Raw genomic sequence first — 17928 nt, 5'->3', positions numbered from 1 at the left:
TTTTTACTAGTTTACTCTTTTAGAGGTCCTTTTGTAAGTTCGTTCTGATTAGAGAAAATACTGCAGGGCATTTACTTATTTTTGGGCCTTATTCCAATGCGTGAGCAGAGTTTATACTACACGAATGCTTTGTGTTATCATTTGAAATAGAGATTCAGATAAACTGCAAGTCAAGGGAGTGGAATGATGAAAATAATGCGTATGCTTGCGTCAGGTCTGGTCATGCTGCTTGTGCTGGGACTTGTGAATTTCTACATTGGTCTCCATTTATGGTATTTGCTGAAAAGTTGGGTGCCGGGAATATATGCAGGTATATATTGGCCTCTTTTCCTGCTTATTGCCTTTGCTTATATGATCGGAATGGTTCCTTGGCCGAAGGCTGTGAAGCCGGTTGCCCGGCTGTTCAAAGTCATAGGCTCCTATTATCTGGCCTGCATGGAATTTGCCATTATTGTACTTCCGCTTACGGATTTGTTCTATTGGGCGCTTGGTCTCATGGGGGTCGAGCGTACGTCCTTCACTTCGGAGGCGGGGACTACACTTGTTCTGCTGCTGGCCATCTTCCTAATCTGGGGTTCGCGCAATGCCTGGAGTACAGTTGTGCGTAATCACCCGATTCAGATTGACAAGTCAACTGGAACCAGTGTACCGCTGACCATAGCGGTCGCATCAGATCTTCATCTGGGCAACATTGTCGGCAACCGCCATTTGCGCCGTATGGTAGCTGAGATTAACCGGATGCAACCCGACTTGATTCTGCTTGCAGGGGATGTACTGGATGACAGTATTGAGCCGTTTATCCGCAACGGGATGAGTGAAGAGATCAGAAAGCTCAAAGCACGCCATGGCGTATACGCTGTACTGGGCAATCATGAATATTATGGAGGCTCCATTAAGCAATACACAGAGCTGATGGACAGCATCGGTATCAAAGTCCTCCAGGACGAAGTAGTGGACACCGCCGGCCTGTATATTGTGGGGCGCAAGGACAAAACGGCCGAGACTATGGAAGCCGGAGGCCGTAAAAGCGTGGAATCTTTATTGGAAGGACTTGATCTGACCCGCCCGGTGATTATGATGGATCATCAGCCCACCGGATTTGATATTGCTGCCAAGGCAGGTGTGGATGTGCTGTTGTCGGGACATACGCACCGGGGTCAAATTGCTCCGAACCATTGGATTACCAGACGGTTGTTTGAACTGGACTGGGGTTATCTGCGCAAGGATAAGCTGCATGTGGTTGTCTCCTCCGGGTACGGAACTTGGGGGCCTCCAATACGCTTGGCCAGCCGCTCCGAGCTGATCAAACTTGAGGTAAGGCTGGAAGGCAGCAAACGTTACATTGAAGAGCCGATTCACGGAAATCCTGTTCTGATATAAAAAGATAAACCCCCATGCCTCTCCTATTTTGAGGCACGGGGGTTTATTTTGTTTTGACATTTACAGCAGCTTACGTTATTTTTGAACAGAAGTAGTTAAGTTATTAACTAAGTGGAGCTGAACAGAAAGTATGAAAGATCTACAAGAGGGGAACTTACAGCAAGATGAGCTTCAGCAAGATGATCTGCAGGAATACGTGCTGAACCTGCCATTGCCGAATGAAGCCTTTTTCACATTGGTTGAGGCGACCGCCAATATGGTGGCTGTCTCTGAGAAGTACTGGCAGTCCAAGGGATTAAATGGTGCAAGAATTCGTGTGCTCGTGGAGATTGCCAAGCAAGGTGGAACGATGCTTCCTTCGGTACTTGCCGGCAAAATCGGAGTTTCCAAGGCCAATATCAGCCTGCTGCTGACCCCGCTGAAGCGGGATGGCTATATCGCGAGGACTGAGCACGCCCAGGATGGACGAAAATCAGTGATTTCACTAACCGCTGCCGGCCGGGTCCTATTGACGGAGCAGCTTCCCGGCAATCGCGAGGCCGTTGCTGGAAGGATGAGCCGGCTAAATGGAGAAGAACTTCGACAGCTAACAATGCTGCTGCAAAAGCTGAACCGGTCATAAAAGTGTATATCCAGCAAGACGCTAAGCTATATGAACGATGAAATCGAGTACCTGGTAGGCTGTAACTATACGACTCACAGGATGTCCTTCCGTTTCATGCTTCACTCATTTAGTTAAGGGCTTAACTATTATCGTGATATACATTATGCATTTTAGAGGAGGAATGAAGATGACAACACTGATTACTGGAGCTACTGGCCAACTAGGCAGTCAGATTATAGAGAATCTGCTAACCCATCTCTCAGCCTGTGAAATCATTGCAGGAGCACGGAATTTGGATGCAGCCGCACACTTTGCGGATCGTGGGGTAGAAGTCCGATGCACCGATTACGATCGGCCGGAAACACTGCAAACCGCTTTGGCTGGAGTGTCCAAGCTGCTGTTGATCTCCAGCTCGAACACAGATGATGCAGTCCGTCTGACTGGGCACAGGCGTGTAATTGATGCGGCTAGGACAGCCGGAGTTGCGCATATTGTCTATACCAGTTTTGCTTTTCCGCAGGCAAATAATATATATTCAGGCAATATTCATGCGCTCACTGAACAGGCGATATTGGATTCGGGGATGGAGTACACAATTTTACGCAACGGGTTGTACATTGATTTTGTAGGAGTGCTCGGACTGAATGAGGCGATCCGCACTGGTATTCTGCAGACCCGGCCAGGTGATTGGAGGTTCAATGCTGTAACGCGGGGTGACCTTGCACTGGCAACGGCAAAGGTTCTTGCCGGAACTGGACATGAGCATCGGGTGTATGAGCTGGCTGCGCCGCGCACATGGTCTTTCGCTGATCTGGCAGAGGTACTTACTGAACTTGCAGGCAAGCCAGTAGCTCACACCGAAGATGTGTCTGTACAGCACTGGATTTACCATTTTCTAAGCAGTATCAACACCATATCTACCTCAAAGGATCTGGAGCAACTGATGGGCCGGCCTGCCGCTTCACTAAAGGAGAGCATTAAGCTGTTTTTGAATCTGGATAATGTGTGATTATAGTCCTGCCCTCGTTGAAGTTGTCTTAATTCCTTAATGTTGCTACTATGATGACAGCATGATGGGATACCCGGGGAGTGATAGTGATGAAGAGAATATTAGTGGCTGATGATGATGTGAATATCCGCACATTGCTGCGGCATGTCCTGACAAGAGAAGGGTACCAAGTGCAGGAAGCTGCTGACGGACGCGAGGCAATGGGCCTGATGAAGGTCAATACTGTAGATCTGGCAGTAGTGGATGTAATGATGCCATATATGGACGGGCTTGAGCTGTGTGAGTACATCCGGGAGACTTATGATATTCCGGTGATCTTGCTTACCGCACGCCAACAGCTTAGCGACAAGGAGCAGGGGTACATGCGCGGAACCGATGACTATGTGACCAAGCCGTTTGAACCGGAAGAGCTTTTGTTCCGGATCAAAGCCCTGTTTCGCCGTTACTCGGTGGCTGCAAGCGACAAGATCCGGCTGAATTCTCTGGTAATTGACCGTAAGAATTACGAGATCAGCGACGGAAATGATGTGCTTTTGCTGCCGGTGAAGGAGTTTGAACTGCTTGCCCAGCTTGCGCAATATCCCGGCCGGCTGTTTTCGCGCAGCGAGCTGATTGAGCTGGTGTGGGGGGCGGATTATGAAGGGGATGAGCGGACGGTGGATGTGCATATCAAACGCCTGCGTGACCGGTTCAGCGGATACAAAAATGACTTTTCCATCCGAACGGTCCGTGGTATCGGCTACAAAGTAGAAATGGTGAATCCATGAAATCGCTGTATATAAGAATGAGTATATTATTCTGTTCGGTAATTGTGATCAGCAGCGTGCTGGGATTTCTCATATCCAACGCCTATTATCAGGTCAAAGTAAAACCGCAGAATGACGCCAAGCTTACCAAAATGGCTATTGGCCTGCAGTCTTTTATTGAAGATCATCCGGATGCCGTGGAGGAATATCTGCTCAGCACCGCTTCCCTGGGATACAAGATGTATCTACGGGGCGAACAGGGGGATGAACGATTCTATGGGCTGCCTTTCCGCAAAAATGATCTGAAGGAAGATGATTTGCAAAAAGTGCTGGCCGGAGGCATCTATCATGGGGTGTCTGACTTTCCCAGTCAGTTGTTCGTTACCGGATTTTTTGATAATCAGCTCAGCAATTCGATAGGTGTTCCCATATATGTTCACGGCCAGCCCTATGCGCTGTTTATGCGTCCGGATGCCGAGGTACAGTTCGGTGAGCTGCGGATTTTTTTTGCCGTGCTCATTGCAGTAACGATTCTTTTCAGTCTATGGTTTGTTCTGATCTCTGTTTTTCATGTGGTAAGGCCCATCACCCGGCTCACGGAGGCTACCAAAAAAATCTCCAAGGGCAGATATGATATTAAGCTCTATACGGCACGGCGCGATGAGATTGGTCAGCTGGCATCCCACTTCATGGTCATGAGCCGGGAGCTGGAGCGGACGAATCAGGCACGACAGGAATTTGTCGCCAACGTATCGCATGAGATCGAATCTCCGCTGACTTCTATCCAGGGCTTCGCCCATGCTCTTAAAGATGGCACTCTCCCCGACCAGCAGCGGTTAGAGTATCTGTCCATCATTGATGAGGAGAGCCGTAGGCTGTCTATGCTCAGTAAACAGCTGCTCACCTTGTCTTCACTGGATTATGACGGATATACGCTGGAGAAGAAAAGCATAGATCTGCGGGCACAGCTGCGCCAGGTTGTGCAGATTATGGAGTGGCAACTGACGGAGAAGGAGCTTGCGGTGCGGCTGCATGTGCCGGATATCAATCTTCAGGGCGATTCCAATCTGCTATACCAGGTATGGATGAATCTGTTGTCTAACGCGATAAAATATACCCAAGTTGGCGGATCTATCACGATCTCGGCGGAAATCTCACATCACAGCTGTGTCCTATCTGTTGCGGATAATGGCTTAGGCATTCCTGAGGATCAGCTGCCGATGATATTTGACCGCTTCTATAAAGTAGACCGGGCGCGTACCCGGGGGAGCAACAGCACCGGTCTTGGATTATCCATTGCGCGGAAAATAATCGAAGTCCACGGCGGTACCATTGAAGCGGAGAGCCAGCTTGGAAAAGGAACTGTTTTTACAGTTGTACTGCCGCTTTTGTAATTCTCTATTCATACTCCGTTCATTTTCATCTTCTAGACTGTGTCTATACAGATTAGAAGGAGTGGTTACATGTTTTTGGCATTAAGGGAGATGAGGCACTCCAAAGCACGCTACAGTCTCATAATGGTCATTATGCTCCTGGTCTCATTTCTGGTCCTGTTCGTGACCGGGCTTGCGCGGGGATTGGCTTATGCTAATATATCCGCTGTAGAGAACATGTCCGCCAATTACTTTGTGGTACAAAAGGACGCCGATCATACCTTCAGACGTTCCCAATTGGGTGAAGGCGAGCTTGCTGCCGCACGTTCGGTTGCCGGAGAGCAGAATGCTTCTCCACTAGCGGTGCAGATGAGCACAATTACTGCTGCAGAGGCGGATATAAAAGCGGACATTACCTTTTTTGCAGTTGATATGGATGGTATGCTGGCACCCAAGGCGGTTCAAGGGTCCGGCATTACCAATGAAACACAGGGCAAAGTGCTTGCAGATTCGAAGCTTGCAGATTCAGGGGTTACGATCGGCAGTTCAATCAAAGATCAGGCCTCCGGGCTGACCTTCAAGGTAGCAGGTTTTGTAAAAGACAGCTCTTACAGCCATACTCCAGTTGTCTACATTAACAATCTGGACTGGAATGCTATAAGACAGGGCTCGGGCCAGAGCGGCATAGATGCAGACTCTGTTCCTTATAATGTCATAGCGCTACAGGCAACCTCTAGTCAAGCTTCTCAGATCACGGACAAACTGGACAATGTCGAGGTTATTACGCAAAAACAGGCAATCGCCAGCATTCCTGGATACTCTGCCGAACAGAACTCACTGCTGATGATGATCGTGTTCCTGTTCGTCATTGCAGCATTTGTACTTGCTGTATTCTTCTATGTGATTACGATCCAGAAGACCAGCCAGTTCGGCATTCTGAAAGCGATGGGTACTAAGATGTCCTACTTGGCCTGGAGTGTGGTCGGTCAGGTGTTGATACTCTCGGTAGCCAGTCTTGCAGTAAGCCTGTTGCTGACCTTTGGTATGAATATGGGCCTGCCGGATACGATGCCGTTCCAATTGGAAGGCAAGACGATCCTCTTGACCTGTGTACTGTTCGTCGGGATGTCACTGTTAGGCTCGCTGATCTCGGTAGCCAGAGTGGCAAAAGTAGACGCCTTAGAAGCGATAGGGAGGACTGGAGCATGAGTGCTGCTAAGTTAATGATGAAGCAAGTGACGCAGACGTACGGCGACGGTGATAGAGCTATGACTGTATTGAATCATCTTGATTTTACGGTGAACGAAGGCGAATTTGTGGCAGTGCTAGGGCCCTCCGGTTCTGGTAAAAGCACTTTTCTCTCCGCAGCCGGTGCGCTTCTGACTCCGACTAGCGGTGAAATCTTCATTGATGGTGAACCGCTGGGCAACAAGGATAAAAGAGAGCTAACCGAGCTTCGATTGCAAAAGGTCGGTTTTATGTTCCAAAGTGCCCAGTTGCTGCCCTACCTGAAAGTGGAAGAACAGCTGTTGTATGTGGCTAAACTTGCAAAGCTGAGCAGCAAGGAAGCTAAAGAACGTTCGGCCTATCTGCTGAAGCGGCTGGAAATCTGGGAGCGCCGGAATCATTATCCCGGGCAGCTCTCCGGCGGGGAGAAGCAGCGCGTGGCGATAGCCAGAGCCTGGATGAACAAGCCGGCCATTCTGTTTGCCGACGAGCCGACGGCAAGCCTGGATTTCAGCCGCGGGCACGAGGTGGTCCGTATGATTGCGGATGAGGTGACAAGCGAAGGCAAAGCGGCTGTCATGGTGACTCATGACGAGCGGATGCTGGAGTGGTGTAACCGGGTGTATCTTTTACAGGATGGCGTGCTGGTTGAACAGTAGGAAAGTTCGGTACTCCAGAGCAACTAGGATAACACATCCTAGCGCAAAAACTGGTTTCATGAGGAAGGGCTGATAAATCTAGCCCTTCTTTTTTATTTGCAATTTTAATACTTTATATGAAAGAATTTTAATTTTGAACCTTGGGCGAAGAGGAAAACCATTGCCACGTGTTGAAAAAAGAATTTAGAAAAATTTTCTTGTCTGGTCGATTTCGTTGTCTCTCGTTCGTTGCTTATATAAAGGGAAATCACTTAAGGAGGAGATTCACGATGAGATTCATGAGGATCGTCTAATTAACAACTGATTCTGAGGCTGGCGTCATGCCAAGTCACAACGAAAAGGAACGAGAATTACTCTTGACGCGCGCTTCCGATTGCGCCGTAGAATAAAACAAGATACGAGAGGGGAAGTACAAATGAGCCAAGAAGTTACCGATTTTATTGAGAAAGTCAAAGAGCTTTGGCAAGTTCAGCTGTGCAAGGAATTGCGCCAAATCGTCCACAACGCTATTCCAGACGTTCAAGAGCGTATACAATACAACAAACCTCATTTTCTAAAAAACAAAAAATATGCAGCAGTGATCTCGAATTCGAAGGACGCTGTAAGCTTCACGATCTTCAATGCGACCGAACTGGAACTCCCTGAAGGAATGTTCGAAGGCCCTCCAGAACGGAAGACGATCAAGTTCCGCAGCGGCCAGCAAGTGGATGACGTCATGCTCACCCATTTAATAAAACAAGCCTCCAGTACCCTATAAGTCAAACGCCGCCCTTAAATGGGCGGTTTTATATTTTGAAAAGAAGAATATCCATGTTCATGGTAAATTCGAAAGACCACAAGGAGGTTGATGCGCTTAATGCAGCGTGTATGGTCAAATCTTATGGCAGTGGCGCATGGAGGAATCTTGATATAAGGAAGACCATTGATAAACAGAAGTTTCATCATTTGAAGATTTGGGTATATAAGCTATGTTTTTGAAATATAAACGTCAACATGTAACAAGTTGAAAGGTGAGGGGCGTCATGGATTTTCCAATCAATATCCTGCTCGTAGATGATCACCCGGAAAATCTGATTGCCATTGAAGCAGTTCTTAGCGATGAGCCTTATCGTCTGGTTCGGGCGTATTCCGGGATGGAAGCTCTGCGCTGTTTATTGGAAGAGGAGTTTGCGGTGATTGTAATGGATGTGCAAATGCCGGAAATGGACGGTTTTGAGACAGCCAGAATCATCCGTACCCGGGAAAAAACCAAATACGTGCCGATCATCTTCCTGACTGCCACCAGCAATACTATGGAGCATATTTTCGCAGGGTATTCCGCCGGTGCAATGGATTATATGACGAAACCCTTTGTCCCGCAAATCTTCAAATCCAAAATTGAGGGTTACGTCAATATGTACGAAGCCAACCAAACCCTTCAGATTCAAAGCGAAATGTTGAAGAAACAAACGAGACAAATGGAGAAAACCAATCAAGCGCTCAGTAAGGCCAAGGAATCGGCTGAAATTGCCTCCCGAGTGAAATCGGAATTTCTGGCCATGATGAGTCATGAAATCCGGACACCTCTAAATGGAATCATTGGTATGTCTGATCTGCTTCTTGCCTCCGATTTACCTGAAGAATACACGGAGATGGCAGGAATTATCCACAAAAGCGGCAATGCACTGCTATCTGTAATCAACCATATTCTTGATTTTTCCAAAATCGAATCGGGAAAGATGGAACTGGAGGAGGAACCGTTCTCCCTTCAGCAATGCTTGAATGAGACTATTGATTTGTTTACGGCCCAGACTAGAGAACGGCATCTGGAAATGGCAGTGATGGTTGATCCTATGTTGCCGTCCTGTATCAAAGGCGATATGAACCGCCTGCGTCAGGTATTGAATAATCTTGTAGGCAATGCCGTGAAATTTACGCCTGAAGGCAGTGTATACATAATGGTTAACAAGCTAGCGGAGACGGAGAATTCGCTTACGCTTGAATTTATGATCAAAGATACCGGGATCGGTATCCCTCAGGATAAGATAAACGAAATGTTCCAGCCATTCTCCCAGCTCGATGCCTCAACCACACGCAAGTTCGGCGGTACAGGGCTCGGATTATCCATTAGTAAAGCTCTGGTCGAGCTCATGGGCGGCACGATTTGGGTAGAACCCTCGAACGATCCCGGGGCAACATTCATTTTCACAATTGTTGTCAAGCCATGTCTGAGCCCATATCCTGCCGCTCCTGCATCGGACGATCCGTTTCAAAAGCCGGAGGAAAAGGATATTATGATTATCTGTGATCCTGCAGCACCGATTCGTATATTAGTCGCAGAGGGAGATCACGTAAGCGGGAGGCTCATGATACAAATGCTGCGGACACTCGGCTTCACCGCCGATTTGGCAGAGAACAGCACAGAGCTGCAGGAAGCTGCCGGGCAAATGGCTTACGATCTGCTTTTCCTTGACACGCGAATACCAATGAATGTAGATTCCGGGACTGAAAAGGAAATGATTACGAATGTTATGAATAAGCATCCTGTGACCATTGGCATGACAGCGGACATTTCCAAGGAAACGATGCGGTGGTGCTTGTCCTCGGGTATGGACGATTTTATCACCAAGCCCATTCGGTTGAATGATATCAAGCAGGTTATTCTAAAATATATGATGCAAAAGGGGCAGGGTTGAGAATATGAAGGATCAAAATCAATTTAGTGAAAAAAACGATGATCAAATAGATGCCGGTGAACTGCTCAATGCCTTGATGGCAATGAAAAAAGGCAACTTTTCCTATAGAATGCCCTATGACCGCACAGGTATTGCGGGTAAGGTAGCGGATACGTTTAATGAGATCATGGACATTCAGGAAGGACTGGTATATGAAGTACAGACTGTAGCCAAGGTTGTCGGTAAAGAAGGCAATCTGTCGAAAAGGTTTGTACAGAAAAATCTGGGCGGATCATGGGAGACGATCACGGATTCGCTCAACGGACTGGTCATTGATCTGATTCAACCTACAAGCGAGATGGTTCGGGTAATTAACGCAGTGGCCAAAGGCGATCTGTCCCAAAAGGTGGAACTGGAAATCGAAGGAAGACCGCTCACCGGTGAGTTCCAGAGAACGGCAAGTAATATTAATATGATGGTGAACCAGCTCAGTACCTTTGCTTCGGAGGTTACCCGTGTGGCGCGCGAGGTGGGTACGGAGGGGATCTTAGGCGGACAGGCAGACGTCAAAGGTGTATCTGGAACATGGAAGGATCTTACAGATAGTGTAAATTACATGGCCACAAATCTTACGGATCAAGTGCGTAACATCGCGGCTGTAACTACTGCCGTGGCCAACGGGGATCTGTCGAAGCAAATTACGGTAAATGCACGGGGGGAAATCCTTGAGCTCAAAAATACGATCAACACCATGGTGGACCAGCTCTCGATGTTCTCTTCCGAGGTGACCCGTGTGGCGCGCGAGGTGGGTACAGAAGGCAAACTAGGTGGGCAGGCAGACGTTAAGGATGTATCGGGGACTTGGCGGGATTTGACCGAAAGTGTTAACTACATGGCCTCCAACCTGACCAACCAAGTGCGTAATATTGCTGTTGTAACCACTGCGGTTGCAAATGGCGATCTATCGAAGAAAATTACAGCGGATGTTCAAGGAGAAATCCTGGAACTCAAGAATACAATCAACACGATGGTGGATCAATTGTCGACCTTTGCTTCCGAGGTTACCCGGATGGCGCGCGAAGTCGGTACGGAAGGGATACTCGGCGGGCAGGCGGATGTAAAAGGCGTATCCGGAACCTGGCGCGATTTGACTGAAAGTGTTAACTACATGGCTTCTAACCTTACTAACCAGGTGCGTAACATCGCAGAGGTGACGACCGCTGTTGCTAAGGGGGACTTATCGAAGACGATTACCGTAGATGCTAAAGGCGAGATCCTCCAATTAAAAAGCACGATCAACATCATGGTGGATCAGCTCAGCAACTTTGCCTCCGAGGTTACCCGTGTAGCGCGGGAGGTTTCCACAGAAGGAATTCTGGGCGGTCAAGCAGATGTTAAAGGGGTATCAGGCACGTGGAAGGACTTGACAGACAGCGTTAACTTTATGGCCGGCACGTTGACTGATCAGGTGCGCAATATTGCTGAAGTGACCACAGCGGTGGCAAAAGGCGACCTGTCCAAACAGATTACGGTGAATGCGACAGGCGAGATACTGGAGCTTAAGAACACCATTAACACAATGGTAGAGCAACTCTCAACCTTTGCTTCAGAGGTTACGCGGGTGGCGCGGGAAGTAGGTACCGAAGGCATGCTGGGCGGACAAGCCCAAGTTAAAGGCGTTGCGGGAACCTGGCGGGATTTGACCGAGAGTGTTAACTATATGGCTTCCAACTTGACCAACCAGGTGCGCAACATCGCGGTCGTGACCACTGCGGTGGCGAACGGTGATCTGTCTAAGAAGATCACGGCAGATGTGCAAGGAGAAATTCTGGAGCTCAAAAATACAATCAATACGATGGTGGACCAGCTTTCGATGTTCTCCTCAGAGGTTACGCGGGTGGCACGTGAGGTGGGTACGGACGGGAAATTGGGCGGTCAAGCTCAGGTTAAAGGAGTCGGCGGGACCTGGAAAGACTTGACGGAAGGCGTTAATAACATGGCCCGGAATCTGACGGACCAGGTGCGGAACATTGCAGACGTCACGACGGCGGTAGCTAAGGGCGATCTGTCTAAGAAAATCACTGTAGACGTAAAGGGTGAGATTCTGGAGCTCAAGAATACGATCAATACCATGGTGGATCAGCTCTCCACCTTTGCTTCCGAGGTTACCAGGGTAGCGCGTGAGGTAGGTACTGATGGAAAACTGGGCGCCCAGGCTGAAGTCAAAGATGTATCCGGCACGTGGAAAGACTTGACGGATACGGTCAACTACATGGCCAGTAACCTGACCATCCAGATGCGTAACATTGCTGGGGTTACAACAGCAGTAGCGAACGGAGACCTGTCCAAGAAAATCACTGTAGACGTAAAAGGCGAACTGTTGGAACTGAAGAACACGATCAACACGATGGTGGATCAACTGAATTCCTTCGCCTCCGAAGTAACGCGGGTGGCGCGAGAAGTAGGTACAGACGGGAAGCTGGGCGGACAAGCCCAGGTGCGAGGTGTCGGAGGGATCTGGAAAGACCTCACAGATAACGTTAATATTATGGCGACCAACCTTACGGATCAGGTGCGCGGAATTGCTAAGGTCGTAACTGCGGTTGCGAACGGTAACCTGAAGCAGAAGCTGACCGTAGAAGCAAAAGGCGAAATCGCCGAACTGACGGATACCATCAATAATATGATCGATACTCTGGCTACCTTTGCAGATCAGGTTACTACTGTGGCGCGTGAAGTAGGTGCAGAAGGGAAGCTGGGCGGACAAGCGAATGTCCCTGGAGCAGCCGGTACCTGGCGCGATCTGACCGACAACGTTAACTATATGGCGAGTACACTGACCACTCAGGTACGTGCCATCACTAACGTCGCAACAGCGGTAACGAATGGCGATCTGTCGCGTGCTATTGACGTATCTGCATCCGGAGAAGTCGCGACGCTTAAAGACAACATTAACGAAATGATCCGGAATCTGAAGGAGACGACCCGAATCAATACGGAGCAGGACTGGCTCAAAACCAATCTCGCCAAATTCTCACGACTGCTGCAAGGACAAAGAGATTTGTATGCGGTAAGCCGTATGATTCTGTCCGAACTGGCTCCGCTTGTCTCCATGCAGCACGGTGTTTTCTATATCAATGAACCGTCTGGCGGCGAACCGGTGCTGAAGCTGTTTGCCAGCTATGCTTACCAGAGCCGCAAACATTTAGCGAACGAATTCCGGGCCGGGCAAGGATTGGTAGGTCAATGTCTCATTGAGAAACAGCGGATTCTGCTTACCAATGTTCCAGGTGACTACGTTGTGATATCCTCCGCTCTAGGAGAAGCTACACCGCTCAACATTATTTTGCTGCCGATTATCTTTGAAGATCAGGTACTTGCGATTCTTGAACTGGCAACCTTCCGGCCATACAGTGATATAGATATTGCATTCCTGGATCAGCTTACCGAGTCTATTGGAATTGTAATTAACACGATGCAAGCGAACCAACGTACGGAAGAGCTGCTGATTCAATCGCAGTCTCTCACCGAGGAGCTCCAGAAGCAGCAGATGGAGCTGCGGAATACGAATGATGAACTCGAGGATAAAGCGAAGCTGCTCGTACTGCAGAAGGCGGAAGTGGAGAGCAAGAACCATGAAGTTGAGGTGGCCAAACGATACCTGGAGGAGAAAGCGGAACAGCTTGCTCTCACATCCAAGTATAAGTCCGAATTCTTGGCCAATATGTCGCACGAACTTCGTACTCCTCTCAATTCCTTGCTGCTATTGGCTGAACAGCTTGCCGAGAATCCGGAGGCCAATCTTAACGATATCCAAGTGAAGTTCGCAAAGACTATTCAAGACTCGGGATTCGAATTACTTAACCTTATTAATGATATCCTGGATCTGTCGAAAGTCGAATCTGGCACGATTACACCTGATTTCAGTGTGGTTTCTTTGGCTGAACTCACAGATGGTCTAGACCGTACTTTCCGCCATATGGTCGATGCTAAGAAGCTCGAATATCGAATCCAGCTTGAAGCCGGTGTACCGGCAAGTGTTGAAACGGACTTCAAACGACTTCAGCAAATCCTGAAAAATTTACTATCCAATGCCTTTAAGTTCACGGAACAAGGTCAGATCATGCTTCAGATCCGCAAAGCAAGCGAAGGCTGGCACCCGGACAATGAGTCGCTGAATCGTGCCAAAACGGTCATTTGCTTCTCCGTAAGCGACACGGGGATCGGCATCCCTCATGAAAAACAACAGATCATATTCGAAGCCTTCCAACAGGCGGACGGCAGCACGAACCGGGAATATGGCGGAACCGGTTTGGGGCTTGCCATATCACGTGAAATTGCCGAGATGCTTGGGGGAGAAATCACCCTGTACAGTGAAGTGGGCAAGGGAAGTGTATTTAACCTGTACCTTCCAACAGAAGCGGAATTCACAGAGCCGGAGACCCGGAAGGCACATGTTCCGGAAGTGATTGATATCACCCCTCCAAAACGCAGAAGCAGCATGGCCACACCCGAAGAAGACGCATTGATTGACGACCGGGATAATATCGAGCCGGGTGATCGTGTATTCCTGATTATTGAGGATGATCAAAAGTTCAATGAGATTATTCTCGACCTTCTCCATAAACGAGGGCTCAAAGGTGTCATTACGGCCAGCGGCTATGATGCCCTGGAACTTGTTCATAAGTACCATCCGATCGCTATCACGCTGGATCTGCATCTGGGTGGGGATAGCAACGGTTGGTTGGTGCTCGAGCAGCTGAAGAACGATATCGATGTGCGGCATATTCCGATTTGTGTCATGACTGTTGACGAGGATGAGGTGCTTCTGCTGCAGAAGGGGGTTCACGATTATTTCCGGAAACCGGTGAATAACGAAGAGCTTGAGAATGCACTGGATCGATTGAACCAATTTGCTGACAAAAAAGGGCGTAACCTGTTGTTGGTCGTCCATGATGAGCAAGAGCGCAAGCAAATCATTGAACTTTTAAGCAATCAGGATCTGAAGCTCACGGCAGTAGACACAGGGCGCAAAGCTTTGAACCAGATGAATACCAAAGATTTCGATTGTGTAATCCTGGATAATAGCCTGCCGGATATGAATCTCATTAGGCTCATCCGGGACATGTATAAGAACGCCAAAAACAAAAGGGTACCCGTAGTAGCCCGTCTGAGCAAGAAGTTGACGGCGGAGGAGGAAAACGAGTGGGATGAGCTCGTTAAAATGGCGGTTCTCAAGGAGGTTAAGTCAAATGTCCAATTGATTGACGAAACTACCCTCTTCCTGCACCTCAAGGCCGAGGACCTGCCGTCCGGCTTAAAGGACAAGCTGGTAAAACTATATCATTCGGATGAAATGATTGAGTATAAGAAAGTGCTTGTTGTAGATGATGATATCCGGAACATTTTTGCCCTTACCTCGATCTTGGAGCGTCACCATATGAAAGTCATTCCTGCGGAGAACGGCCAGGATGCGATCAATCTCCTGGAACAGACTCCGGATATCGAAATCGTGCTCATGGATATCATGATGCCAGGAATGGATGGTTATGAAACAACCCGGGCGATCCGGCAAAAGGCGGAATTCCAGAACCTTCCGATTCTTGCACTCACGGCAAAAGCCATGAAGGGAGACCGGGAGCTATGCATCGAAGCAGGCTGCTCCGATTACATCACCAAACCGGTCAACAGTGCTCATTTGTTATCCATGATGCGCACATGGCTGGACCAATGACCCGTACGGTCTAACCTCTAATTTTAATGGAGACCCATAAGAAGGGACACTTAGAAAAAGTGCCCTTCTTGTGGGTCTTTTTGGGTTTGAACGGAATTACTACACATATTCCTTGCTCAGCAGCAGATTTCATTGCTCACGGGGATGCACGGAAATATGGTTCGAAGGTAAGCTTAAGTTGCAGGTAAGAAAGGAGGATGGGATGTGGAAGAGATTCCATTCGTAACACAGCATATCTGGTCACCGGCTGAACTGGGCGGGGGCGGTTATATTACAGGGCTGATTCAGCATCCATCTAGAAGCGGAGTGCTATACGCCCGTTGCGATGTGGCGGGCGTCTTCGCCAGCACCGACGGCGGCTTCCGCTGGGAAGCCCGAAATGGCGGACTCTCGAAGGCGTATCACCACCAGGTGCAAAGCTTTGCTATTAGTCCGCATCATCCTGAGGTATTGTTCCGCTGCTCGGGGGAAGTTCGCAGCCATCAATTTTACGGCTCGGTTCACAAATCAGGCGATGGCGGGCACACCTGGAGAGAGGTTTGTACAGATATGGGCTTTTACGGTAATGGTCCTACCCGGATGTACGGTGAAATCATCGCGGTAGATCCTTATCACCCAGAAGTTGTGATTGCTGGTGGTTATACTGGCGGCTTATGGATCAGCCGGGATGAAGGGGAGACCTGGAAGCCATCTCCGCTGCCGGAGGAACGGTTCGGGTGTGTCGTATTCCATCCAGGTATACCTGGATTACTGTATGCAGGAACCATAAGTGATGAAGATCTTAATATGGATTATGTGGAGACAGGGGAGGGCGGAGTGTTGGGACTGCTTCAGGACCTGCCCCGCGGCAAGACTGGTAAGCTCTATGCCAGCAGTGACCAAGGCAAGTCTTGGGTGCTTCTGCATGAAGGCCCAAGCTTTGCCGAGCTTGCCTTCGACAGCCGTGACACCAAGCGGGTGCGTGCTGCTTGCATATGGAATGGCATCCTGCAGAGCCACGATGGCGGCGGGACATGGCAGTCTGACATGACAGGGCTGCTCCAGGGCAGGCAGAGATACGGAACGGTTGTACAGGACAACCATCATCCGCACCTGTGGTATACGGCCCCGGATGTCCGGCCTCATATGAAGACGGTTCCGCCGATTCCGTTGTATGTATCCGGTCTGGACAGTGGCGATACTGAAGAGTGGCAGCTCCTCCGTCAGTATAAGGATCAGGATTTGAGCGGGTTCCCTGTATATATGGATCACTTCGACAGCGGTTCGCGGGCAGAGGCGACAGGCTGGGCGATCTCCAAAATCATTGTCGACTACTTCTGCGAAGGCCGTCTCTATCTGACCAACTGGTATGGAGTTGCCGTCAGCGCAGATAGAGGAAGAACTTGGCAGGCAGCTCACTTTCAGGGCCTGGAGACGACATGTATGGAAGCTGTTACCGCCGATCCGCATGAGCCGGGCAAGTTCTGTGTTACGATGGCTGACCACCCGCCCAAGATCACTGTAGATGGAGGCAGAAACTTTTGGAATCTCCCTGGCATTCCCGGTTATTCGGGAAGTACGGCAGCTGTAATCCTGCGAACATCTTCTCAGCACTATCTCTACGGACTTGTCGGTCATGGGCGTACTGCATGCATTGCATTAAGCCGGGACAATGGAGCGACCGCTTCAGCTGTGCTCACGCTGGGACAGGGTCTGTTTGTGCAGGCTTTGCGGGAGGACGGTGTGGAGACGGGCACCTGTTATGCCTATATCGATGGCCCGATTGCATCGGGAGCCGGAATCTATTGTTCCAAGGATGGCGGGGTGACCTGGGAGCAGACTGCTTTTCGTCCTCCCGTATACATGACAGAATTACCTCATCTGAAGAACTGGGTTGAAGCCGACCTGCTGTCTGTAGTGGTCTATCAGGTCAAAAATGCCTGCGGGGCTAATCAGCTGCTGGCAGCAAGCCCCATACAAAAGGGCCGGATACTGGTTGGTGAATGGACAGAGGGAATCTGGGAATCACAGGATGGTGGAGACACCTGGGAATCGATCGGGAAAGGTCTTCCATTTCAGCGGAGAGGTCCGGTGTCGGTATTGAACACTGTAGCCTATTCTCCAAGTGACCCAGATTCGATATATGCCGGTTTCATTACAGAAGGACTATGGCTTACTACCAATGCAGGGCAGTCCTGGAGCAAGCTATATCCTGCTGAGGCGGACCAGGCTTTTAATGTATCTGCACTAACTGTGGGGAGTGGAGACGGTGGAGAGGATCTGTTAATCCTTGCCTGTGAACCCATGGTCATGAATGGTACGGAGTCTCAAGTGGTCTGCAGCCGGGATGGCGGAGGTCACTGGGAGGCTTGGAATCAGACAGAACTGGGGGCGGTCCGCTGGAAAGGAATCACTCTTGATGCTGCGGGAAAACAGGTGCTCAGCGTATCCTGCGGCAATGGAGCTTATCGTACACCCCTTATGGACAAAATATAATTCGGCACAAAAGCCGGACATCGTTGCTGCAGCATAGTTTTCGTTGCTGCTGTACCTTGTTGAGCTT

General features: G+C 49.3%; 11 protein-coding genes. All 11 read left to right on the top strand.

The genetic code is table 11. The features are described from left to right. The first annotated feature begins 186 nt into the window (after window positions 1–186). The 11 genes from ACAN54_RS03765 to ACAN54_RS03715 all read left to right on the top strand — a co-directional run bounded on the left by ACAN54_RS03765 (window position 187) and on the right by ACAN54_RS03715 (window position 17861). A complete protein-coding gene (locus ACAN54_RS03765; protein ID WP_379152712.1) occupies window positions 187–1380 on the top strand; it encodes a metallophosphoesterase in 1194 nt (397 codons plus the stop codon). Window positions 1381–1510: 130 nt separating this feature from the next. Next, complete coding sequence (locus tag ACAN54_RS03760; protein WP_379152710.1) at window positions 1511–2002, top strand: MarR family winged helix-turn-helix transcriptional regulator; 492 nt, start codon at window positions 1511–1513, stop codon at window positions 2000–2002. Window positions 2003–2171: 169 nt separating this feature from the next. Further along, complete coding sequence (locus ACAN54_RS03755) at window positions 2172–2993, top strand: SDR family oxidoreductase (protein ID WP_379152708.1); 822 nt, start codon at window positions 2172–2174, stop codon at window positions 2991–2993. Between the two features lie 89 nt (window positions 2994–3082). After that, a complete protein-coding gene (locus tag ACAN54_RS03750; protein ID WP_379152706.1) occupies window positions 3083–3760 on the top strand; it encodes a response regulator transcription factor in 678 nt (225 codons plus the stop codon). Then, complete coding sequence (locus ACAN54_RS03745) at window positions 3757–5133, top strand: sensor histidine kinase (protein ID WP_489685738.1); 1377 nt, start codon at window positions 3757–3759, stop codon at window positions 5131–5133. Before ACAN54_RS03750 ends, ACAN54_RS03745 begins: the two co-directional genes overlap by 4 nt. 69 nt (window positions 5134–5202) lie before the next feature. Continuing rightward, window positions 5203–6321, top strand: a complete 1119-nt coding sequence (locus tag ACAN54_RS03740; RefSeq protein ID WP_379152702.1) for an ABC transporter permease — start codon at window positions 5203–5205, stop codon at window positions 6319–6321. Beyond that, complete coding sequence (locus ACAN54_RS03735) at window positions 6318–6998, top strand: ABC transporter ATP-binding protein (protein WP_379152699.1); 681 nt, start codon at window positions 6318–6320, stop codon at window positions 6996–6998. Before ACAN54_RS03740 ends, ACAN54_RS03735 begins: the two co-directional genes overlap by 4 nt. 415 nt (window positions 6999–7413) lie before the next feature. Further along, on the top strand, window positions 7414–7755 hold the full coding sequence (locus ACAN54_RS03730) for a DUF1801 domain-containing protein (protein ID WP_379152697.1): 342 nt from the start codon (window positions 7414–7416) through the stop codon (window positions 7753–7755). 265 nt (window positions 7756–8020) lie between these two features. Beyond that, complete coding sequence (locus ACAN54_RS03725; RefSeq protein WP_379152695.1) at window positions 8021–9673, top strand: response regulator; 1653 nt, start codon at window positions 8021–8023, stop codon at window positions 9671–9673. A 4-nt stretch (window positions 9674–9677) separates the two neighbouring features. Continuing rightward, a complete protein-coding gene (locus ACAN54_RS03720) occupies window positions 9678–15386 on the top strand; it encodes a HAMP domain-containing protein (protein ID WP_379152693.1) in 5709 nt (1902 codons plus the stop codon). Between the two features lie 204 nt (window positions 15387–15590). Further along, complete coding sequence (locus ACAN54_RS03715; protein WP_379152691.1) at window positions 15591–17861, top strand: hypothetical protein; 2271 nt, start codon at window positions 15591–15593, stop codon at window positions 17859–17861. The last annotated feature ends 67 nt before the right edge of the window (window positions 17862–17928 follow it).

The sequence above is a fragment of the Paenibacillus diazotrophicus genome (assembly GCF_042610465.1).
This window is presented reverse-complemented; position numbering and strand designations above follow the sequence as displayed.

Excerpts from the sequence above, each read along its gene's own strand:
- ACAN54_RS03765 (WP_379152712.1), top strand. The coding sequence starts at position 187 with ATGAAAATAATGCGTATGCTTGCGTCAGGTCTGGTCATGCTGCTTGTG.
- ACAN54_RS03760 (WP_379152710.1), top strand. The coding sequence starts at position 1,511 with ATGAAAGATCTACAAGAGGGGAACTTACAGCAAGATGAGCTTCAGCAA.
- ACAN54_RS03755 (WP_379152708.1), top strand. The coding sequence starts at position 2,172 with ATGACAACACTGATTACTGGAGCTACTGGCCAACTAGGCAGTCAGATT.
- ACAN54_RS03750 (WP_379152706.1), top strand. The coding sequence starts at position 3,083 with ATGAAGAGAATATTAGTGGCTGATGATGATGTGAATATCCGCACATTG.
- ACAN54_RS03745 (WP_489685738.1), top strand. The coding sequence starts at position 3,757 with ATGAAATCGCTGTATATAAGAATGAGTATATTATTCTGTTCGGTAATT.
- ACAN54_RS03740 (WP_379152702.1), top strand. The coding sequence starts at position 5,203 with ATGTTTTTGGCATTAAGGGAGATGAGGCACTCCAAAGCACGCTACAGT.
- ACAN54_RS03735 (WP_379152699.1), top strand. The coding sequence starts at position 6,318 with ATGAGTGCTGCTAAGTTAATGATGAAGCAAGTGACGCAGACGTACGGC.
- ACAN54_RS03730 (WP_379152697.1), top strand. The coding sequence starts at position 7,414 with ATGAGCCAAGAAGTTACCGATTTTATTGAGAAAGTCAAAGAGCTTTGG.
- ACAN54_RS03725 (WP_379152695.1), top strand. The coding sequence starts at position 8,021 with ATGGATTTTCCAATCAATATCCTGCTCGTAGATGATCACCCGGAAAAT.
- ACAN54_RS03720 (WP_379152693.1), top strand. The coding sequence starts at position 9,678 with ATGAAGGATCAAAATCAATTTAGTGAAAAAAACGATGATCAAATAGAT.